The organism is Rhodococcus sp. UNC363MFTsu5.1 (assembly GCF_000686785.1).
Taxonomy (GTDB): Bacteria; Actinomycetota; Actinomycetes; order Mycobacteriales; family Mycobacteriaceae; genus Rhodococcus_G; species Rhodococcus_G maanshanensis.
Window position 1 is genome coordinate 265678 of record NZ_JMLO01000002.1, and the last position, 15058, is coordinate 280735.

15 protein-coding genes, 2 tRNA genes and 1 pseudogene are annotated in these 15058 nt (G+C 68.7%); 12 read left to right on the forward strand and 6 right to left on the reverse strand.

Going from position 1 to position 15058, the window contains the following annotated elements:
• The first annotated feature begins 13 nt into the window (after nt 1-13).
• Nucleotides 14-1924, forward strand: a complete 1911-nt coding sequence (dnaG, locus tag BR31_RS0104920) for a DNA primase (RefSeq protein ID WP_027499991.1) — start codon at nt 14-16, stop codon at nt 1922-1924.
• Between the two features lie 21 nt (nt 1925-1945).
• On the opposite strand, the gene BR31_RS0104925 is transcribed toward dnaG, so the two are convergent.
• Complete coding sequence (locus BR31_RS0104925) at nt 1946-2185, reverse strand: hypothetical protein (RefSeq protein WP_027499992.1); 240 nt, start codon at nt 2183-2185, stop codon at nt 1946-1948.
• Between the two features lie 134 nt (nt 2186-2319).
• Between BR31_RS0104925 and BR31_RS0104930 the strand changes: the two genes are divergently transcribed.
• The 5 genes from BR31_RS0104930 (at nt 2320) to BR31_RS0104955 (ending at nt 5884) form a co-directional block, all read left to right on the forward strand.
• Nucleotides 2320-2392 (forward strand) — tRNA-Asn (locus tag BR31_RS0104930).
• Nucleotides 2393-2549: 157 nt separating this feature from the next.
• A tRNA-Ile gene (locus BR31_RS0104940) sits at nt 2550-2623 on the forward strand.
• A 146-nt stretch (nt 2624-2769) separates the two neighbouring features.
• On the forward strand, nt 2770-3999 hold the full coding sequence (locus BR31_RS0104945) for a low temperature requirement protein A (protein ID WP_442970197.1): 1230 nt from the start codon (nt 2770-2772) through the stop codon (nt 3997-3999).
• Nucleotides 4000-4008: 9 nt separating this feature from the next.
• On the forward strand, nt 4009-4527 hold the full coding sequence (locus BR31_RS0104950; protein WP_027499994.1) for a DinB family protein: 519 nt from the start codon (nt 4009-4011) through the stop codon (nt 4525-4527).
• 229 nt (nt 4528-4756) lie between these two features.
• Nucleotides 4757-5884: an NDMA-dependent alcohol dehydrogenase gene (locus tag BR31_RS0104955; protein ID WP_027499995.1), complete on the forward strand. Its 1128-nt coding sequence runs from the start codon at nt 4757-4759 to the stop codon at nt 5882-5884.
• A 52-nt stretch (nt 5885-5936) separates the two neighbouring features.
• Here the strand turns inward: BR31_RS0104955 and BR31_RS0104960 are convergent, their stop codons facing one another.
• Nucleotides 5937-6797 carry an alpha/beta fold hydrolase gene (locus BR31_RS0104960; RefSeq protein ID WP_051636966.1) on the reverse strand — a complete coding sequence of 287 codons (861 nt, stop codon included), beginning with the start codon at nt 6795-6797 and terminating at the stop codon, nt 5937-5939.
• 118 nt (nt 6798-6915) lie between these two features.
• Here BR31_RS0104960 and BR31_RS30425 point away from each other — a divergent pair, with 118 nt between their 5' ends.
• The 3 genes from BR31_RS30425 (at nt 6916) to BR31_RS0104975 (ending at nt 9022) form a co-directional block, all read left to right on the forward strand.
• Nucleotides 6916-7539, forward strand: a complete 624-nt coding sequence (locus BR31_RS30425; RefSeq protein ID WP_051636967.1) for a TetR/AcrR family transcriptional regulator — start codon at nt 6916-6918, stop codon at nt 7537-7539.
• 23 nt (nt 7540-7562) lie between these two features.
• Complete coding sequence (locus tag BR31_RS0104970) at nt 7563-8378, forward strand: serine hydrolase domain-containing protein (protein WP_027499997.1); 816 nt, start codon at nt 7563-7565, stop codon at nt 8376-8378.
• 125 nt (nt 8379-8503) lie between these two features.
• Nucleotides 8504-9022 (forward strand): DUF3145 domain-containing protein, encoded by a 519-nt coding sequence (locus BR31_RS0104975; protein ID WP_027499998.1) that lies wholly within the window; start codon nt 8504-8506, stop codon nt 9020-9022.
• Between the two features lie 16 nt (nt 9023-9038).
• Here the strand turns inward: BR31_RS0104975 and BR31_RS0104980 are convergent, their stop codons facing one another.
• Nucleotides 9039-9494: an SRPBCC family protein gene (locus tag BR31_RS0104980; RefSeq protein ID WP_081830319.1), complete on the reverse strand. Its 456-nt coding sequence runs from the start codon at nt 9492-9494 to the stop codon at nt 9039-9041.
• A 140-nt stretch (nt 9495-9634) separates the two neighbouring features.
• Here BR31_RS0104980 and BR31_RS30430 point away from each other — a divergent pair, with 140 nt between their 5' ends.
• From BR31_RS30430 to BR31_RS0104995, 3 genes and pseudogenes are all read left to right on the forward strand, one after another.
• Nucleotides 9635-10468, forward strand: a complete 834-nt coding sequence (locus BR31_RS30430) for an IclR family transcriptional regulator (protein ID WP_081830320.1) — start codon at nt 9635-9637, stop codon at nt 10466-10468.
• Between the two features lie 231 nt (nt 10469-10699).
• A pseudogene (locus BR31_RS27450) lies at nt 10700-11353 on the forward strand (DUF559 domain-containing protein).
• Between the two features lie 275 nt (nt 11354-11628).
• A complete protein-coding gene (locus BR31_RS0104995) occupies nt 11629-11829 on the forward strand; it encodes a cold-shock protein (RefSeq protein WP_027500001.1) in 201 nt (66 codons plus the stop codon).
• A 64-nt stretch (nt 11830-11893) separates the two neighbouring features.
• On the opposite strand, the gene BR31_RS0105000 is transcribed toward BR31_RS0104995, so the two are convergent.
• The 3 genes from BR31_RS0105000 to acpM all read right to left on the reverse strand — a co-directional run bounded on the left by BR31_RS0105000 (nt 11894) and on the right by acpM (nt 14971).
• Nucleotides 11894-13327, reverse strand: coding sequence for an acyl-CoA carboxylase subunit beta (locus BR31_RS0105000; protein ID WP_027500002.1), 1434 nt, complete (start codon nt 13325-13327; stop codon nt 11894-11896).
• Nucleotides 13328-13418: 91 nt separating this feature from the next.
• Nucleotides 13419-14657, reverse strand: a complete 1239-nt coding sequence (locus BR31_RS0105005) for a KasA/KasB family beta-ketoacyl-ACP synthase (RefSeq protein WP_442970191.1) — start codon at nt 14655-14657, stop codon at nt 13419-13421.
• 8 nt (nt 14658-14665) lie between these two features.
• Nucleotides 14666-14971: a meromycolate extension acyl carrier protein AcpM gene (acpM, locus tag BR31_RS0105010; protein WP_027500004.1), complete on the reverse strand. Its 306-nt coding sequence runs from the start codon at nt 14969-14971 to the stop codon at nt 14666-14668.
• Nucleotides 14972-15058 lie beyond the last annotated feature (87 nt).

Below are 15058 nucleotides of genomic sequence, written 5' to 3' on the forward strand. Positions count from 1 at the left end.
CTACACTGCTCGGGTGGCCGGCCGAATTCCTGAACGAGACATCGCGGCCATCCGCGACCGGACCCACATCGAGGACATCGTGGGGGAGTACGTCGCGCTCAAGCGCAGCGGCGGCGACTCGATGAAGGGGCTGTGCCCGTTCCACGACGAGAAGTCGCCCTCCTTCCACGCCCGCCCCAACCACGGGACCTACCACTGCTTCGGCTGCGGCGAGGGCGGCGACGTCTACTCGTTCCTGCAGAAGATCGAGCACATCTCCTTCGTCGAGGCCGTCGAGCAGCTGGCCGACCGGCTCAACTACACGATCTCCTACGAGGGCGGCGGCCCCTCCGTGCAGCGCGACCGCGGCACACGGGCGCGACTGGTGGCTGCCAACGCCGCGGCGCAGGAGTTCTACGCGGCACGATTGCGGGAACCGGACGCCCAGACCGCCCGTGACTACCTCACCGAACGCAACTTCGACGGCCAGGCCGCGATCACCTTCGGCTGCGGCTACGCCCCCGACGGCTGGGACACCCTGACCAAGCACCTGATGGTCAAGGGATTCGAGGCGAACGAGATCGTCGACGCCGGCCTGGCGACGCCCGGCAAGCGGGGCACCCCGATCGACCGGTTCCGGCGCCGGCTGGTCTGGCCGATCCGCAACCTCGGCGGCGACGTCATCGGTTTCGGCGCTCGCAAGCTGTTCGACGACGACACCATGCCCGGCAAGTACATCAACACGCCGGAAACCCTGCTGTACAAGAAGTCTCAGGTGCTCTTCGGTCTCGACCTGGCCAAGCGGGACATCGCGAAGGGTCACCAGGCGGTGGTCGTCGAGGGCTACACCGACGTGATGGCCATGCACCTGGCCGGGGTGAAGACGGCGGTCGCGGCCTGTGGCACTGCGTTCGGCGACGACCATCTGGCGATGCTGCGCCGACTCCTGATGGACGACAGCTACTTCCGCGGCGAGGTGATCTACACCTTCGACGGCGACGCCGCGGGCCAGGCGGCGGCGCTCAAGGCGTTCGAGGGCGATCAGAAGATGGCGGGGCAGACCTACGTCGCGGTGGCGCCGGACGGGATGGACCCGTGCGAGCTGCGCCAGTCGGCGGGGGACGCCGCGGTGCGCGACCTGGTCGCCCGGCGCATCCCGATGTTCAAGTTCGTGGTGCGTTCCCTGCTCGCCGAGCATGACCTCGACACCGGCGAGGGCCGGGTCGAGGCGCTGCGCCGGACGGTGCCGGTGGTCGCCCGGATCAAGGACGAGGCGCTGCGCGAGGACTACGCCCGGCAGCTGGCCGGCTGGGTCGGCTGGGATGACATCCCCACCGTGATCAAGCGGGTCCGCGAGGAGGCCCGCAGGAACTCGCCGAGGTCGGGTCGCGGGCAGCAGCGGCAGGAGCGGAGCCGGGTGCCGGAGCAGGTCGCCCAGGAGGCGCCCGCGGGTCCCGCCCGGCCGAACCCGACGGACCCGACGCTGTGGCCGCAGCGCGAGGCGCTCAAGTCGGCCCTGCAGTACCCGGCGATCGCCGGCTCGGTGTTCGACTCGCTGCCGACCGAATCGTTCACCCATCCCGCGTACGCGCTGGTGCGCGACGCGATCGCGGAGGCGGGCGGGACCGGCGCCGGGCTCGGCGGGGCCGAGTGGATGGAGGCGGTCGGCAAGCGGGCCGAACCGCTGCAGTCGCTGGTGACCGAGCTGGCCGTGGACCCGATGCGGGCCTCGGACGTGCCTGCCTACATCCCGCGGGTGCTGGCCCGGCTGCAAGAGGTGTGGGTGGGCAACCAGGTGGCCGACCTCAAGTCGAAGCTGCAGCGGATGTCGCAGGCCGATCAGCCCGACGAGTACATGTCCCTGTTCGGCGACCTGGTCGCGCTCGAGCAGTACCGGCGCAGCCTGCTGGAACAGGCCGTCGGGGACAGCTCCGACGACCTGTAGCGCGGTCCGCCGCTACCGCCGCTACCGGCGGTCGCGCGGGACGTAGATCGTGGTGTCCGAATCGATGGCCTCGAGCGGCTCCAGCCGGGGCTGGGTGTTCAGGCTGTCGGAGAGCTTCTGCCTGCCCACGTCGATGACCTTCTTCGTGGCAGGGCTGGCCGCCACGGCCTTGGCGGCCTTGCTGATCTGTTCGTAGCGCGACCTGCCCGCCTTGGTCCCCAGCACGTACCCGACGCCGACAGCGATCAACAAGCGCATCATCCCTGCTTTCCTCCTCCGACCAGCCTCTCGACAGTCTGCCTGATGGGCCTCCGGGCAGGCGATTTGGTACCTGGGTGGGGGGATGGGTTAAAGTCTGTCCGCAGCCAAACGGAAACGAACGGCTGACGGAATAATCCCCTGTAGCTCAATTGGCAGAGCTTCCGACTGTTAATCGGACGGTTGCTGGTTCGAGTCCAGCCGGGGGAGCATCCGGGAGGACCCCGTCACACATCGTGTGACGGGGTCCTCTTGCTTTCGGCGGCACAGGCATCTGCCGGCATCGCACTCCGGCACCCTCGGCGGACAATGGGGTGAGCGGGGCCGGTAGCATTCGGCGGGCCACGGATGCTCTTGATGTGGCCATGGGGCGGTAGCTCAGTCGGTTAGAGCCGTGGACTCATAATCCATTGGTCGCGGGTTCGAGCCCCGCCCGCCCCACTGGGGAAGTCCCCCTCGCGCGCCCACCGTGCCGGTAGGTTGTCACCGCAACGATCATTCGTGGACCCTGGTGAGGGAGCCCGACCATGAGCGCAGCGCAGCAGTCGGCGGGGTCGGCCCGTTACTACGCCCACCGCGTGCAGCGGATGGCCGGTCGTGACCCGGACGAGGCCCACCGGTCGGCGACCCCACTCGAACTGCTCTTCGACCTGACGTTCGTCGTCGCCTTCGGCGCTGCCGGCGAGGAGTTCGCCCACCTCATCGCCGAGGGTCACCTCGGGAGCGGGCTCGCCGGATTCGGGTTCGCGATGTTCGCGATCACCTGGGCCTGGATCAACTTCTCCTGGTTCGCCTCCGCCTACGACACCGATGACTGGATCTACCGGGTCACCACGATGGTGCAGATGGTCGGGGTGGTGATCCTCGCGCTCGGACTGCCGCAGATGTTCGCCTCCATCGACCGCGGGGCCGAACTCGACAACGCCGTGATGGTCGCCGGGTACATCGTGATGCGCGTGGCCATGGTCTTCCAGTGGCTGCGGGCGGCGAAGCACGATCCGACGCATCGCCCCGCGGCGCTCACCTACGCCGTGACGCTCGTCATCGCCCAGGTCGGCTGGGTGGCGGTGCTCATCGCCCCGCTCACCCTCGAGGAGGTGTTCGGGGTCGCCGCGGTGCTCATGCTGCTCGAGCTCAGCGGACCGGTCATCGCCGAGCGGAACAAGGGCGGGACGCCGTGGCACGTGCACCACATCGTCGAGCGCCACGGGCTGCTCGTCATCATCACGCTGGGGGAGGGCGTGATCGGCACGGTGGCGTCGCTCTCGGCCGTGGTGGGCAGGCAGGGGTGGACGCTCGATGCGGTTCTGGTCGCGGTCGCCGGGATCGGGCTGACCTTCGGTCTGTGGTGGGTGTACTACATCCTCCCGTCGGCCGAGGTGCTCGAGGTGCACCGAAACCGTTCCTTCGTATGGGGTTACGGCCACATCCTGATTTTCTCGTCGCTCGCGGCGGTCGGGGCCGGGCTGCATGTCGCGGCCTACTACATCGAGCACGTCGCGCACGTCGGTGCCGTGGCCACGGTGCTCGCCGTGGCGATACCCGTTGCGGTCTTCATCGGGGCCGTCTACCTGCTCTACGCCTATCTCGTACGGGTACCCGATCCGTTCCACCTGATCCTTCTCGTCGGCACCGTGGCGCCCCTGGTTCTCGCGGTCGTCATTGCCGCACAGGGCGTCTCGATGGCGTGGTGCCTGATCGTGGTGATGCTGGCCCCCGTGGTGACGGTCGTCGGCTACGAGTGGGTCGGACACGAGCACGAGGCGCGCGCCCTCGACGTGTGTCTCGAGCGCGCGGAACCCGGGCGCGATCACTAGCCTGGACCCATGACGATCACGCCCGACACCAAGAACTGGACCTGGGTCCTCGAGCGTCCCTGCGCCGACTGTGGATTCGATTCCGGTGCGGTCGAATACGACGAGATCCCCGGCCTGGTCCGCGCGAACGCGGCGGCCTGGCCCGCGGTGTTGGCGCGGCCGGATGTCGCCGTGCGGCCGGACGAGCAGACCTGGTCGGCATTGGAGTACTCCGCGCACGTTCGGGACGTGTTCCGGATCTTCCGCGAACGACTGGAGCTGATGCTCGCGCAGGACGACCCGCACTTCGCGAACTGGGATCAGGACGAGACCGCCGTCGCCGAGCGCTACGGCGAACAGGACCCGGCCACGGTCGCGGCCGAACTCGGTGCCGCCGCGGCCGCCGTTGCGGACGCATTCGAGGCGGTCCCGCTCGCGGACCGGGGGCGGCGGGGACTGCGCAGCGACGGATCGGCCTTCACGGTGGACTCACTGGCGCGGTACTTCGTGCACGACCCGATCCATCACCTGCACGACGTGCGCGGCTGACGGACGAACGTTCAGTTCGGGGCCTGGAAACTCACTCACTGGGACTCGGAGAGACTCACGTGTCGCCTGTGAAAACCCTGCTGTCCTGGTCTTTTCTAGCTTCGTTAGACCATGGCACGAAATTCCCCTAGAACGTGTTCCAATTTGCGGAGTTTCGGGATATTGTGTGCGCTGTGATCGCCGTCACCTCGATCACGTATAGCGGATGCGGACGAAAGGCCGGAACGAAATGAAGACAAAAGGCGCGCTCCTGTGGGGTCTCAACGAGCCGTGGTCGGTCGAGGAGATCGAGCTGGGTGATCCCCGAGAGGGCGAGGTCCAGATCCGCATGGAGGCGGCCGGTATGTGCCACTCCGACTATCACATCGTCACCGGTGCCACCCCGATGCCGTCGTTCCCGGCGCTGGGTGGACACGAGGGTTCCGGCGTCGTCACCAAGGTCGGCCCGAACGTGAAGAGGCTGAAGGAGGGCGACCATGTCGTCCTGTCCTTCATCCCGGCGTGCGGCACCTGTGACCCGTGTACGCAGGGTCATTCGAACCTCTGCGACCTGGGCATGGGCCTGCTGAGCGGCCAGTCCATCTCCGACGGCTCGTACCGCATCCAGGCCCGCGGCCAGAACGTCATCCCGATGTCCCTGCTCGGCACGTTCTCGCCCTACATGACCGTGCACGAGTACTCCGCGGTCAAGATCGACGAGCACATCCCGTTCGAGGTCGCCGCGCTCGTCGGCTGCGGCGTGACGACGGGTTGGGGCTCGGCGACCAACGTCGCGCAGGTCCGCCCCGGTGACTCCGTCGCGATCGTCGGCGTCGGCGGCGTCGGCATGGCCGCGCTGCAGGGTGCGGTGGTCTCGGGCGCACGCCACGTCATCGCGATCGACCCGGTCGCGTTCAAGCGCGAGCAGGCCCTCAAGTTCGGTGCCACGCACGCCTACGCGAGCCTCGAGGAGGCCATCGTCCCGGTCATGGAGCTGACCTGGGGCAAGATGTGCCAGAAGGTCATCCTCACCATGGGCGAGATGGACGGCGCGATGGTGGATCCGGCGCTGACCCTGACCGCCAAGACGGGCACCTGCGTCGTGACCTCGATGGGCAACATGTCCGACATGGACGTGAAGATGAACCTCTTCCTCTTCGCGATGCTGCAGAAGACGCTCAAGGGCAACGTCTTCGGTGGCGCCAACCCGCGTCACGAGATCCCGATGCTGCTCGACCTGTACAAGTCGGGCCAGCTCAACCTGCAGGACATGATCTCCAACACCTACAGCCTCGAGCAGATCAACGAGGGCTACCAGGACATGCTGGACGGCAAGAACCTGCGCGGCGTCATCAAGTACACCGACGCGGACCGCTAGACAACACCGCCACGGCGCCGGGCAGCTCAGTCGAGCTGCCCGGCGCCGTTGTCTATTTCGTCAGCCACTCGTCGATGAGTTCGGCGACCCGGTCCGGGGCGTCGAGCGGGACGAACGCGCCGCAGTCGTCGAGGATCTCGAGCCGGGCGCCCGGGATGTCGGCCGCCAGCCTGCGGCCCAGCTCGAGACCGAAGACGCGGTCGTCGGAACCCCAGACGAGCAACGCGCCGCCCGTGTAATGGCGCAGCTGCCGCGCGGCCGCCAGGGTGTGCGAGGCCTCGATCCCCGCGAAGAACTTGACGGTGTCCCGGCGCAGCGCCCGGTCCCGCAATGGTCGGGTCCAGCCGGCGACCATCTCGTCGCCGACCCCGCGATGGCTCAGCGGACGGGGGATCGCGAACCGTCGCGCCGTCCGCAGCCGCATGAGCTGCCCCCCGAGGGTGAGAACGCCGGGCGCCCTGCCGAGCGCGAAGAAGGCGCGCAGCGAGCGGGGCGGGAACTGTTCGTAGGCATCGCAGGCGGTGAGGACCAGCGTCCGCACCAGCTCCGGATGTCGCGCGGCCAGGATCTGGCTCAGGCCGCCGCCGGTGTCGTTGCCCACCACCGTGACCGCGCGGAGCCCGAGCTGCTCGACCACCTCGGCGGCGAGGTCGGCAAGCGCGGGCGGATCCAGGTCGGCGCCGGGGTTCATCGGCCGGGTGTGGGAGCCGAGGGGCAGCGTCGGCAGCAGGCACCGGTAACCCAGCGCGGCTGCTCGCTCGGCGACGCCGTCCCAGAGGTGACTGTCGACGAGCGCGCCGTGCACGAACAGCAGCGGGGCGCCGGTCGGGGGGCCGAGCTCGCGCAGATGTACCGGGCCCGCGGTGGTCTCGATCCAGCGTTCTACTTCCAGGTTGGTGCCGCCGTGCGTCATGTCGGTCTCCCTGTATTGAAAGTGGATTCAATAGTGTCTACGACGGTAGCCTCTGTTGAACGCCATTTCAATAGCCTTCGAGCGCCTAGAGTGGGCGCGACCGAGGGGAGGGGCGCCGATGCCCGAGCAACGCACCCGGCTGACGACCGAGCAACGTCGCGCCGAGCTGATCGAGGCGACCCTGCGTGCCCTGGCCACTCGGGAGCCGGAACGGCTTTCCGTGCAAGAGATCTCGGCCGAGGCCGGGGTGTCCGTCGGGCTGCTGTACCACTACTTCGGCGGAAAGGACGCGCTGGTCTTCGCGGCGATGGAGTCCGCGGCGGACAAGATGATCGCGGACCTGACCGCGGCCGCGGGGGAGGGATCCCTGCTCGGCAGGCTGATGACCGGGCTCGGGGCCTACCTGGACCATGTGCAGTTGCACAGCGTCGGGTGGCAGGCGTTGATGCGGGCCGGCGGGAGTTCGGGCCTCGCCGAACTCGGGCGCAGGGTGGACGCGGCCTCGTTCGAGCTGATCCTCGACGCGCTCGGCATCGATACGCCGAGCGAGGTCGCGGTGATGGCGATCGAGGGCTGCCTGGCGTTCGAGAAGGCCGCGTGCCTGCGCTGGCTGGCGAGCGCGGACGTCGAGCGGGCGGTGCTCGAGCAGCTGCTGGCCGGTACGTTCCTGGCTGCGCTCCAGTCCGCCTCGGGTGCGGATCCGGCAATTGCGGCGGGGCTGGCCAGGCTGGCGGAGGGGTGAGTGCGGTCTCGTAGGCTGCAAAGGTGCACAGCCTCAATGCGATCGAACACTGGCCCGTAGACCACGCCGCGGTGGCGGTGGTCGGTCCGGACGGCACCATCGGCTCGGCCGGGGAACAGGACCGGGTGTTCGCGCTCGCCTCGGTGACCAAGCCGCTCGTGGCGTACGCCGCGCTGGTGGCCGTCGAGGAGGGTGCGATCGAGCTCGACCAGCCCGCGGGGCCGCCCGGCGCCACCGTGCGGCACCTGCTCGCACACACCTCGGGGCTGGCCTTCGGCGAGCCGACGGTGCAGAGCGCGCCAGGGACCAAGCGGATCTACTCCAGCGCCGGATTCGAGGTGCTGGCCGACCTCATCGCGTCGGAGACCGACATCGCCTTCCCGGATTACCTGCGCGAGGCGGTGTTCGAGCCGCTCGGCATGGCGTCGTCGACCCTCGACGGTCCGGCGGGGCACGGCGCCAGGTCCAGCGCGACCGACCTGGCTCGGTTCGCGGGGGAACTGCTTGGCCCGACCCTGATCTCGGCCGAGACGGCGCGGGAGGCCGTGGGTGTGCAGTTTCCCGGGCTGGACGGTCTGCTGCCCGGCTACGGCGTCCAGCGGCCCAACGACTGGGGGCTCGGCTTCGAGATCAGGTCTCGCAAGGCGCCGCACTGGACGGGTGCGACGAACTCGCCGTCGACCTACGGTCATTTCGGTCAGGCCGGGACCTTCCTGTGGGTCGACCCGGCCCGCTCGATCGCGTGTGTCGCGCTGGCCGACCGGGCCTTCGGAGATTGGGCCAAGGCGGCCTGGCCTGCGCTGAGCGAGGCCGTGCTGGCCGAGCTCGCGGGCGCGTGATCACACCAATCTCGTCTATCACTGGCGTAACAGGGGTTCACAGGGCACACTGGTGACGCAAATCGCGCGGCAGGCACAAATGAGGTCGTTGGGGAAGACGTCCCTCGTCTGAGCCGGAGGTGCTTGTGCGCGCGTTGAATCAGTTCGCCGATGCGACGACTGGTGTGCTCTACGTGCATTCGTCGCCCGCCGCGGTGTGTCCCCACGTCGAGTGGGCGCTCACCGCCACCCTCGAGAGCCCGGCCAACCTCAAGTGGACCTCGCAGTCCGCAGGGGCAGGGCTGCTGCGCGCGACCAGCAACTGGGTCGGGCCGGTCGGCACCGGTGCCCGGCTGGTCACCGCGCTGCGGTCCTGGCCGATGCTGCGGTTCGAGATCACCGAGGACCCGAGCGACGGCGTCGACGGCGAGCGCTTCAGCCACGTCCCCGGGCTGGGGCTGTGGCGCGGCGCGATGAGCGCGAACGGCGACGTGATCCTCGGCGAGATGCGGCTGCGCGCGCTGATGCAGGCCCACGGCAGCACGGGCGAACTCGCCTCCGAGCTCGACACCGCGCTCGGCACGGCCTGGGACGAGGCGCTCGAGCCGTACCGCAGTGGCGGCGAGGGCGCCGAGGTCACCTGGCTGCGCAGGAACGTCGGCTAGTCGACCCCGTCAGGAATCAGCTGTCCGTGGCCAACAGGTCGGCGAGGTTGTCCAGGCTCGCCCGCTGCGAGCGCTCGGCGGCCTTGGTGACGAAGAGGTCGGCGAGTTTGCCGAACACGCCACCGAGACCGGCCTCGGTGTCGGTCCGATACGTGAACCGGGTGCCGCCGTCGACCTCCTCGAGCCTCATCGTCGTGGTGAAGTCGATCGTGCTCTCCACGGATTTGGAGACGGTCGCCTTCGGGGGGTCGAACTCGGTGAACTCCGCCACCCAGTCGATTCGTTTGCCGAGGACCCGGGTCGCCCCGCGCCACCGTGTGCCCAACCGGAGCGGGCCGTCGGTGACCTGCTCCATTTCGAGCATCGACGACTCCCAGGACGGCCAGTTCGCAGGATCTGCGAGAAAGTCCCACACCTCCGACGCGGGGCGGGCGATGAGGACGGACTGTTCGAGGACAGGCATGGCGATCATCCCTTTGATGGTGGATCGGACCGAAGGTTGCCTACTCCCTCAGGATTCGCCGCTCGCCCCGCGAGGAAAAGACTTGCATGTCACCCAGTGATACGTTCAGGACTATCGGTTTGTTTTGCTGACACGTCGGGGCCGCGGCCATGGATGACCACACCGTTGCGGGGCGAATGCTCGCCATCATCGACGCGACCGCCGAGCTCGACGGACGCGCGTCCCTCGCGGCGTTGACGGAGTCCACCGGAATCCCCAAGCCCACGGTCCTACGCGTCGCCAACGATCTGGCCGCGCGGGGTGTCCTGCAACGGGGCCCGGGCGGATACCGCCTCGGCGCGAAACTGATCGATCTCGGCACCACCGCGGCGATTCATCACGGCATGCGCGACGCGGCGATGCCGCACCTGCAGGAGCTGTTCGCCCGGACGGGTGAGGTGATCGTCCTCGCGTTGTTGTGTGGGGACGACATGGCGGAACTCGAACGCGTCCACGGTCACAACAGGGATGCCATCGCCCAGCGCCAACTCGCCGGTGGTCCCGTGACGGACGCGGTCTCCACCGCCTTGGGGCGCTGTCTGCTGGCACATCGACCGGATCTCGCCGATGTCGCTCTCCGCGAGCCGATTCGACGTTTGACCGCGTACACCGTCACTGAGCCCGGCAGGCTTCGCGACCAATTGACCTCGGTCCTCGACCACGGATTCGCGGTCGAGTACGAGCAGACCCTTCTCGGGTGGTCCTGCGTCGGTGCCCCGATCCTCGGCGGGAACGGGAAGGTCGTCGGTGGCGTGGGAATCATCGGTCGGCGCGGTGCCCGATACTCCCCGAACCGGCTCACGGGTGCGGTCGCCGCGGCTGCGACGGGCATCGCCGCGGACTGGGCGTTGGATCCGGGCCGAACCGGATCGGCGGTGGCACCATCATTGCCGACGCAGACGGGGCGCGGCCGTTCTCATACGCGGACCTCGCCGCCGCGCTGATCGACGAGGTCGAGCGTCCTGAGTACAGCCTAGAACTGGTCGCGGTCGGCTGACGGGAACGCGTGAGGGGGAGGTTCTCGGGGCGATGGTCGAGTGCGGGCCCGACAACCACCCCCTCGGCCCGGGAGCCGCCCCCTCGGCATTCTGTGGAGGGGTGCTTCGGTCATCCACAGGGCGGGTATTCCGTCCCTGAGTGGGGTCCGGATCGGGGATTGTCGAGGCGTGAATCCGATGCCGTTCCGCGGAACCCTTGCCCTGCGCCGGGGCGCCCTGACGGCGCATCAGCTCAGGCGCGACTTCCTGCGGCTGCACCGAGACGTCTACGTGCGCAAGGGCACTCCGCCAACCGCAGTGGCCCGTGCGCGCGCTGCACAGCTGTGGTCGGGGGACGCGGGCGTGCTCGCCGGGTTCTCCGCCGCCGCCCTGCACGGCAGCAGGTGGATCGATCCGAGCGAGCCCGCCGAGCTGATCCGTGCGGGTCACGTGCGCGCGCCGAAGGGAATCGTCGTCAGGAAGGCACAGCTACTCGACGGTGAGATCTGTCGGGTCGATGGCGTGACCGTCACCACCCCGGCGCGCGTGGCCTGGTCCAGCTGCGACGGGTGCTCGACCTGGTCGACGGCGGGGCGGAGTCCCCGCCCGAGACCCGAACCCGGCTGTTGATCGTGCGCGACGGGCTGCCACGCCCCGAGACTGGTCGAGTACGACGGCGACCACCACTGGCTGGATGAACGGCAACGTTCACGCGACATCGACAGGGCCGCTGACCTCGAGGCGCTGGGGTGGGCGGTGATTCGGGTGAGTGCAGAGCTGTTGCGTGATCGGCCGGACGTGGTGCTGGAGCGGGTGCGCGCGAAGCTGCGCATGGCCGGGGCGCCGGTGTGAGCGGGCGAAGGGGAGGTTATCGGGGCGGTGGTCGAGTGCGGGCCCGACAGCCACCCCCTCGACGGGGAGATGGCCCCGTCGGGAATGGATCCGCCGGCGCGGGCGTTACACCAGGCGGTCGTAAGTTTTGTGTGTCTGTGTATTACGCACGCTCGCAGGAACTCAAGTTGCGTGCGCTCTGTTTGCCTTCAGGAATCTGGAGACGCCGAGTCTCGAACCGGCCCGGGACACCACACCGTGTGGGCCCCGTCATCCCAGCCCTGTGAGGAGCAAATATGAGTCAGGGAACAGTCAAGTGGTTCAACGCGGAGAAGGGCTTCGGCTTCATCTCGCGCACCGACGGACCGGATCTCTTCGTGCACTTCTCCGAGATCCAGGGTTCCGGTTTCCGGAGCCTCGAGGAGAACCAGCAGGTCGAGTTCGAGGTGACCGAGGGGCCGAAGGGCCCGCAGGCCACCGCGGTTCACGTGCTCTGAGCCACCCGTTCAGCGAGAAGGGCCCCCGACCTCAGGTCGGGGGCCCTTCTCGTCTCTGCTGCGATCAGAGCGGGATGTTCTTGTGCTGCCCGCGGCCAGCCGGGGCGGCCGCCAGCGCGGCGGTGACCCGGCTGCGGGTCTTGGCGGGGTCGATCAGCTCGTCGACGACGCCGATCGCCATGGCGCGGCCGACGCCGCCCGCGATGGCCTCGTGCTCGGCGGCGAGGCGATCGTGCAGTGCCTCGCGCTCCTCCTCCGGCGCGGCGGCCAGTGCCCGCTTGTGCAGGATGCCGACGGCGGCCTTGGCACCCATCACGGCGACCTCGGCATCCGGCCAGGCGTAGACGGCGGTGGCGCCGAGGGCCCGTGAGTTCATCGCGATGTACGCGCCGCCGTAGATCTTCCTGGTCACCACCGTCACGCGGGGGACGGTGGCCTCGGCGAACGCGTGCAGCAGCTTGGCGCCGCGACGGACGACGCCCTCCCACTCCATGCTCACGCCGGGCAGGTAGCCCGGGACATCGACGATCACGACCAGCGGGATGCCGAACGCGTCGCAGAGCCGGACGAAGCGCGCGGCCTTCTCGGCACTCTCCGAGTTGAGGCAGCCGCCGAGGCGCAGCGGATTGTTGGCGATGACGCCGACGGTGCGACCGCCGAGGCGACCGAGACCGGTGACGATGCTGCGGGCGTAGTTGCCCTGCAGCTCCTCGAGGGTCGACTCGCCCTCGACGTTGTCGAGCAGCTCGTGCACGATCGGACGCACGTCGTAGGCGCGCTTGGCCGATTCGGGCATCAGTGCGCGCAGGTCGGTGTCGCCGTGTTCGGCCGCGGCCTGGTCGAAGGTGCCCTGGTCGCAGAACATCGACACCAGGCGGCGCGCCCGGTTGAGCGCATCCAGCTCGTCGGTGGCCGCGATGTGCGCGACGCCCGACTTCTTGGTGTGGGTGTCCGGGCCGCCGAGGGACTCCATGTCGACCTGTTCGCCGGTGACCGAGCGGACCACGTCGGGGCCGGTCACGAAGACCCGTCCCTCGGGCGCCATGATCACGACGTCGGTGAGCGCGGGCCCGTAGGCGGCGCCGCCCGCGGCGAAGCCGAGGACGACGGAGATCTGGGGGATCAGGCCGGACGCGCGCACCATCGCCTCGAACACGAGGCCGACAGCGTGCAGGGCCTCCACGCCCTCCGCGAGCCGCGCACCGCCGGAATGCCAGATGCCGACGATCGGGGACTTCTCCTCGATCGCGGTGTTGATCGCGTTCACGATGTGCTTGCAGCCTTCGACACCCATCGCGCCGCCCATGACGGTCGCGTCGGAGCAGTAGGCGATCGTGCGAACTCCGTCGATCTCGCCGGTAGCGGCGAGCACACCGGACTTGTCACGATCGTGCAGCGGGACGGTGGTCCCTGCGTCGAAGAGGTTCTCGAGTCGCGCCATCGGGTCGCGGGGATCGAGCTGGGCATCGGATCGGGTGATCGGGGCCAAGATGGTCATCGCTTGTCCTCCTTGTACTGGCCGCCTGCGGCGGTAGTCGGGGTGGGGGCCCCGGGATGCGAGGCCCCCACCATCGAGCTAGTCCGACCGGTCAGGCGCGGCCGAAGGCGAGCGCGACATTGTGCCCACCGAATCCAAATGAATTGTTGAGCGCGAAATCGATCTGGCCGTAACGGGGTTCACCCTTCACGACATCGAGATCGATCTCTGGATCCTGGTTGTCGAGATTGAGCGTGGGCGGAATGACTCCGTCACGCACAGACAGGACCGTGAGCACGGCCTCGAGCGCGCCGACGGCGCCGATGGAGTGCCCGAGAGCTGACTTCGGTGCGTACACCGCAGCGTGGCCACCGACCGCGGCCTTGATGGCAAGGGCCTCGGCCGTGTCCCCGATCGGCGTCGCCGTGGCGTGCGCGTTCACGTGGGTGATGTCGGACTTCGCCAGACCGGCGGTCTGGATCGCCCGGGTCATCGCGCGGGCGGCGCCCGTGCCCTCGGGGTGCGGCGCCACGATGTGGTAGCCGTCCGAGGTGATGCCCGCACCCATCAGGCGTGCGTGGATGGTGGCCCCGCGCGCCTTGGCGTGCTCCTCGGTCTCGAGGACCATCAGCGCCCCGGCCTCGCCGAAGACGAAGCCGTCGCGATCCTTGTCGAAGGGTCGCGAGGCGGCCTTCGGATCGTCGTTGCGCGAACTCAGTGCCCGCATCATCGCGAAGCTCGCGATCGGCACGGGATCGATCTGGCCTTCGACTCCACCGGTGACGACGATGTCGGCGTCACCCATGATGAGCATCCGGTACGCGTGCGCGATCGCTTCCGAGCCCGACGAGCACGCCGAGACGGGAGTGATCACGCCTGCGCGGGCGCCGAGCTCGAGCCCGACGACCGCGGCGGGACCGTTCGGCATCACCATCTGCACAGAGAACGGCGACACCTTCCGGTATCCCTGGGTCTTGATCTTGTCGACGGCGTCGATCAGTGCCTCGCCGCCCCCGAGTCCGGTACCGAGGACAACGGCGAGCCGGTCCTTGTCCACCTCGGGGCTGCCCGCGTTCTGCCACACCTGGCGTCCGAGCACGAGAGCGAGTCGCTCCACGAAGCTCATCCGCCGGATCTCGACGCGGGAGAGTGCATCGTCGGGGCTCACCTTCAGGTGCCCGCCGATGCGGACGGGAAGGTCGTACTCCGCGATGAACGGATCTTCGAGGACGTCGATCCCGCTCTCGCCTGCGAGCAGGCCCTTCCACGTGGCATCCACGTCACCAGCGATCGACGTCGAGGCCGCGAGGCTGGTGACGACGATGTTGGGGAAGTTCCTGGTGGAGGTCACGGGCCTGCTCACTCCTCGTTCGCGGAGTCGAGCTTCGCCTTGACGGCGTCAGCGGCTTCGCCACCCTCGGCCTCGAGCTTCTGGATGTAGCTGACGGCGTCGCCGACGGTGCGCAGGCTGGCGAGATCCTCGTCGGGGATCTTCACGCCGTACTTGTCCTCGGTCTGCACGGCGATCTCCACCATGGAGAGCGAGTCGATGTCGAGGTCGTCGACGAAGGACTTCTCGATGGTCACCTCGGACGGCTCGATGCCGGTGACCTCCTCGATGATCTCCGCGAGTCCGGCAATGATGTCTTCCTGGGTGGTGGCCACTTCGTGGCTCCCTTCTTGTTTGTTGTTACTTGGGTCTGGCCTTGGCCGGTCGGCAGACCGGCCAATGTGGTGTGTGGTCCTGCTGCG

Coding starts and splice junctions, on each gene's coding strand:
- BR31_RS0104995 (WP_027500001.1), top strand. CDS start 11,629: ATGAGTCAGGGAACAGTCAAGTGGTTCAACGCGGAGAAGGGCTTCGGC.
- BR31_RS30430 (WP_081830320.1), top strand. CDS start 9,635: ATGGATGACCACACCGTTGCGGGGCGAATGCTCGCCATCATCGACGCG.
- BR31_RS0104925 (WP_027499992.1), bottom strand. CDS start 2,185: ATGATGCGCTTGTTGATCGCTGTCGGCGTCGGGTACGTGCTGGGGACC.
- BR31_RS0104945 (WP_442970197.1), top strand. CDS start 2,770: ATGGCCGGTCGTGACCCGGACGAGGCCCACCGGTCGGCGACCCCACTC.
- BR31_RS0104960 (WP_051636966.1), bottom strand. CDS start 6,797: ATGACGCACGGCGGCACCAACCTGGAAGTAGAACGCTGGATCGAGACC.
- BR31_RS0105000 (WP_027500002.1), bottom strand. CDS start 13,327: ATGACCATCTTGGCCCCGATCACCCGATCCGATGCCCAGCTCGATCCC.
- BR31_RS0104950 (WP_027499994.1), top strand. CDS start 4,009: ATGACGATCACGCCCGACACCAAGAACTGGACCTGGGTCCTCGAGCGT.
- BR31_RS0104980 (WP_081830319.1), bottom strand. CDS start 9,494: ATGATCGCCATGCCTGTCCTCGAACAGTCCGTCCTCATCGCCCGCCCC.
- BR31_RS0104955 (WP_027499995.1), top strand. CDS start 4,757: ATGAAGACAAAAGGCGCGCTCCTGTGGGGTCTCAACGAGCCGTGGTCG.
- BR31_RS30425 (WP_051636967.1), top strand. CDS start 6,916: ATGCCCGAGCAACGCACCCGGCTGACGACCGAGCAACGTCGCGCCGAG.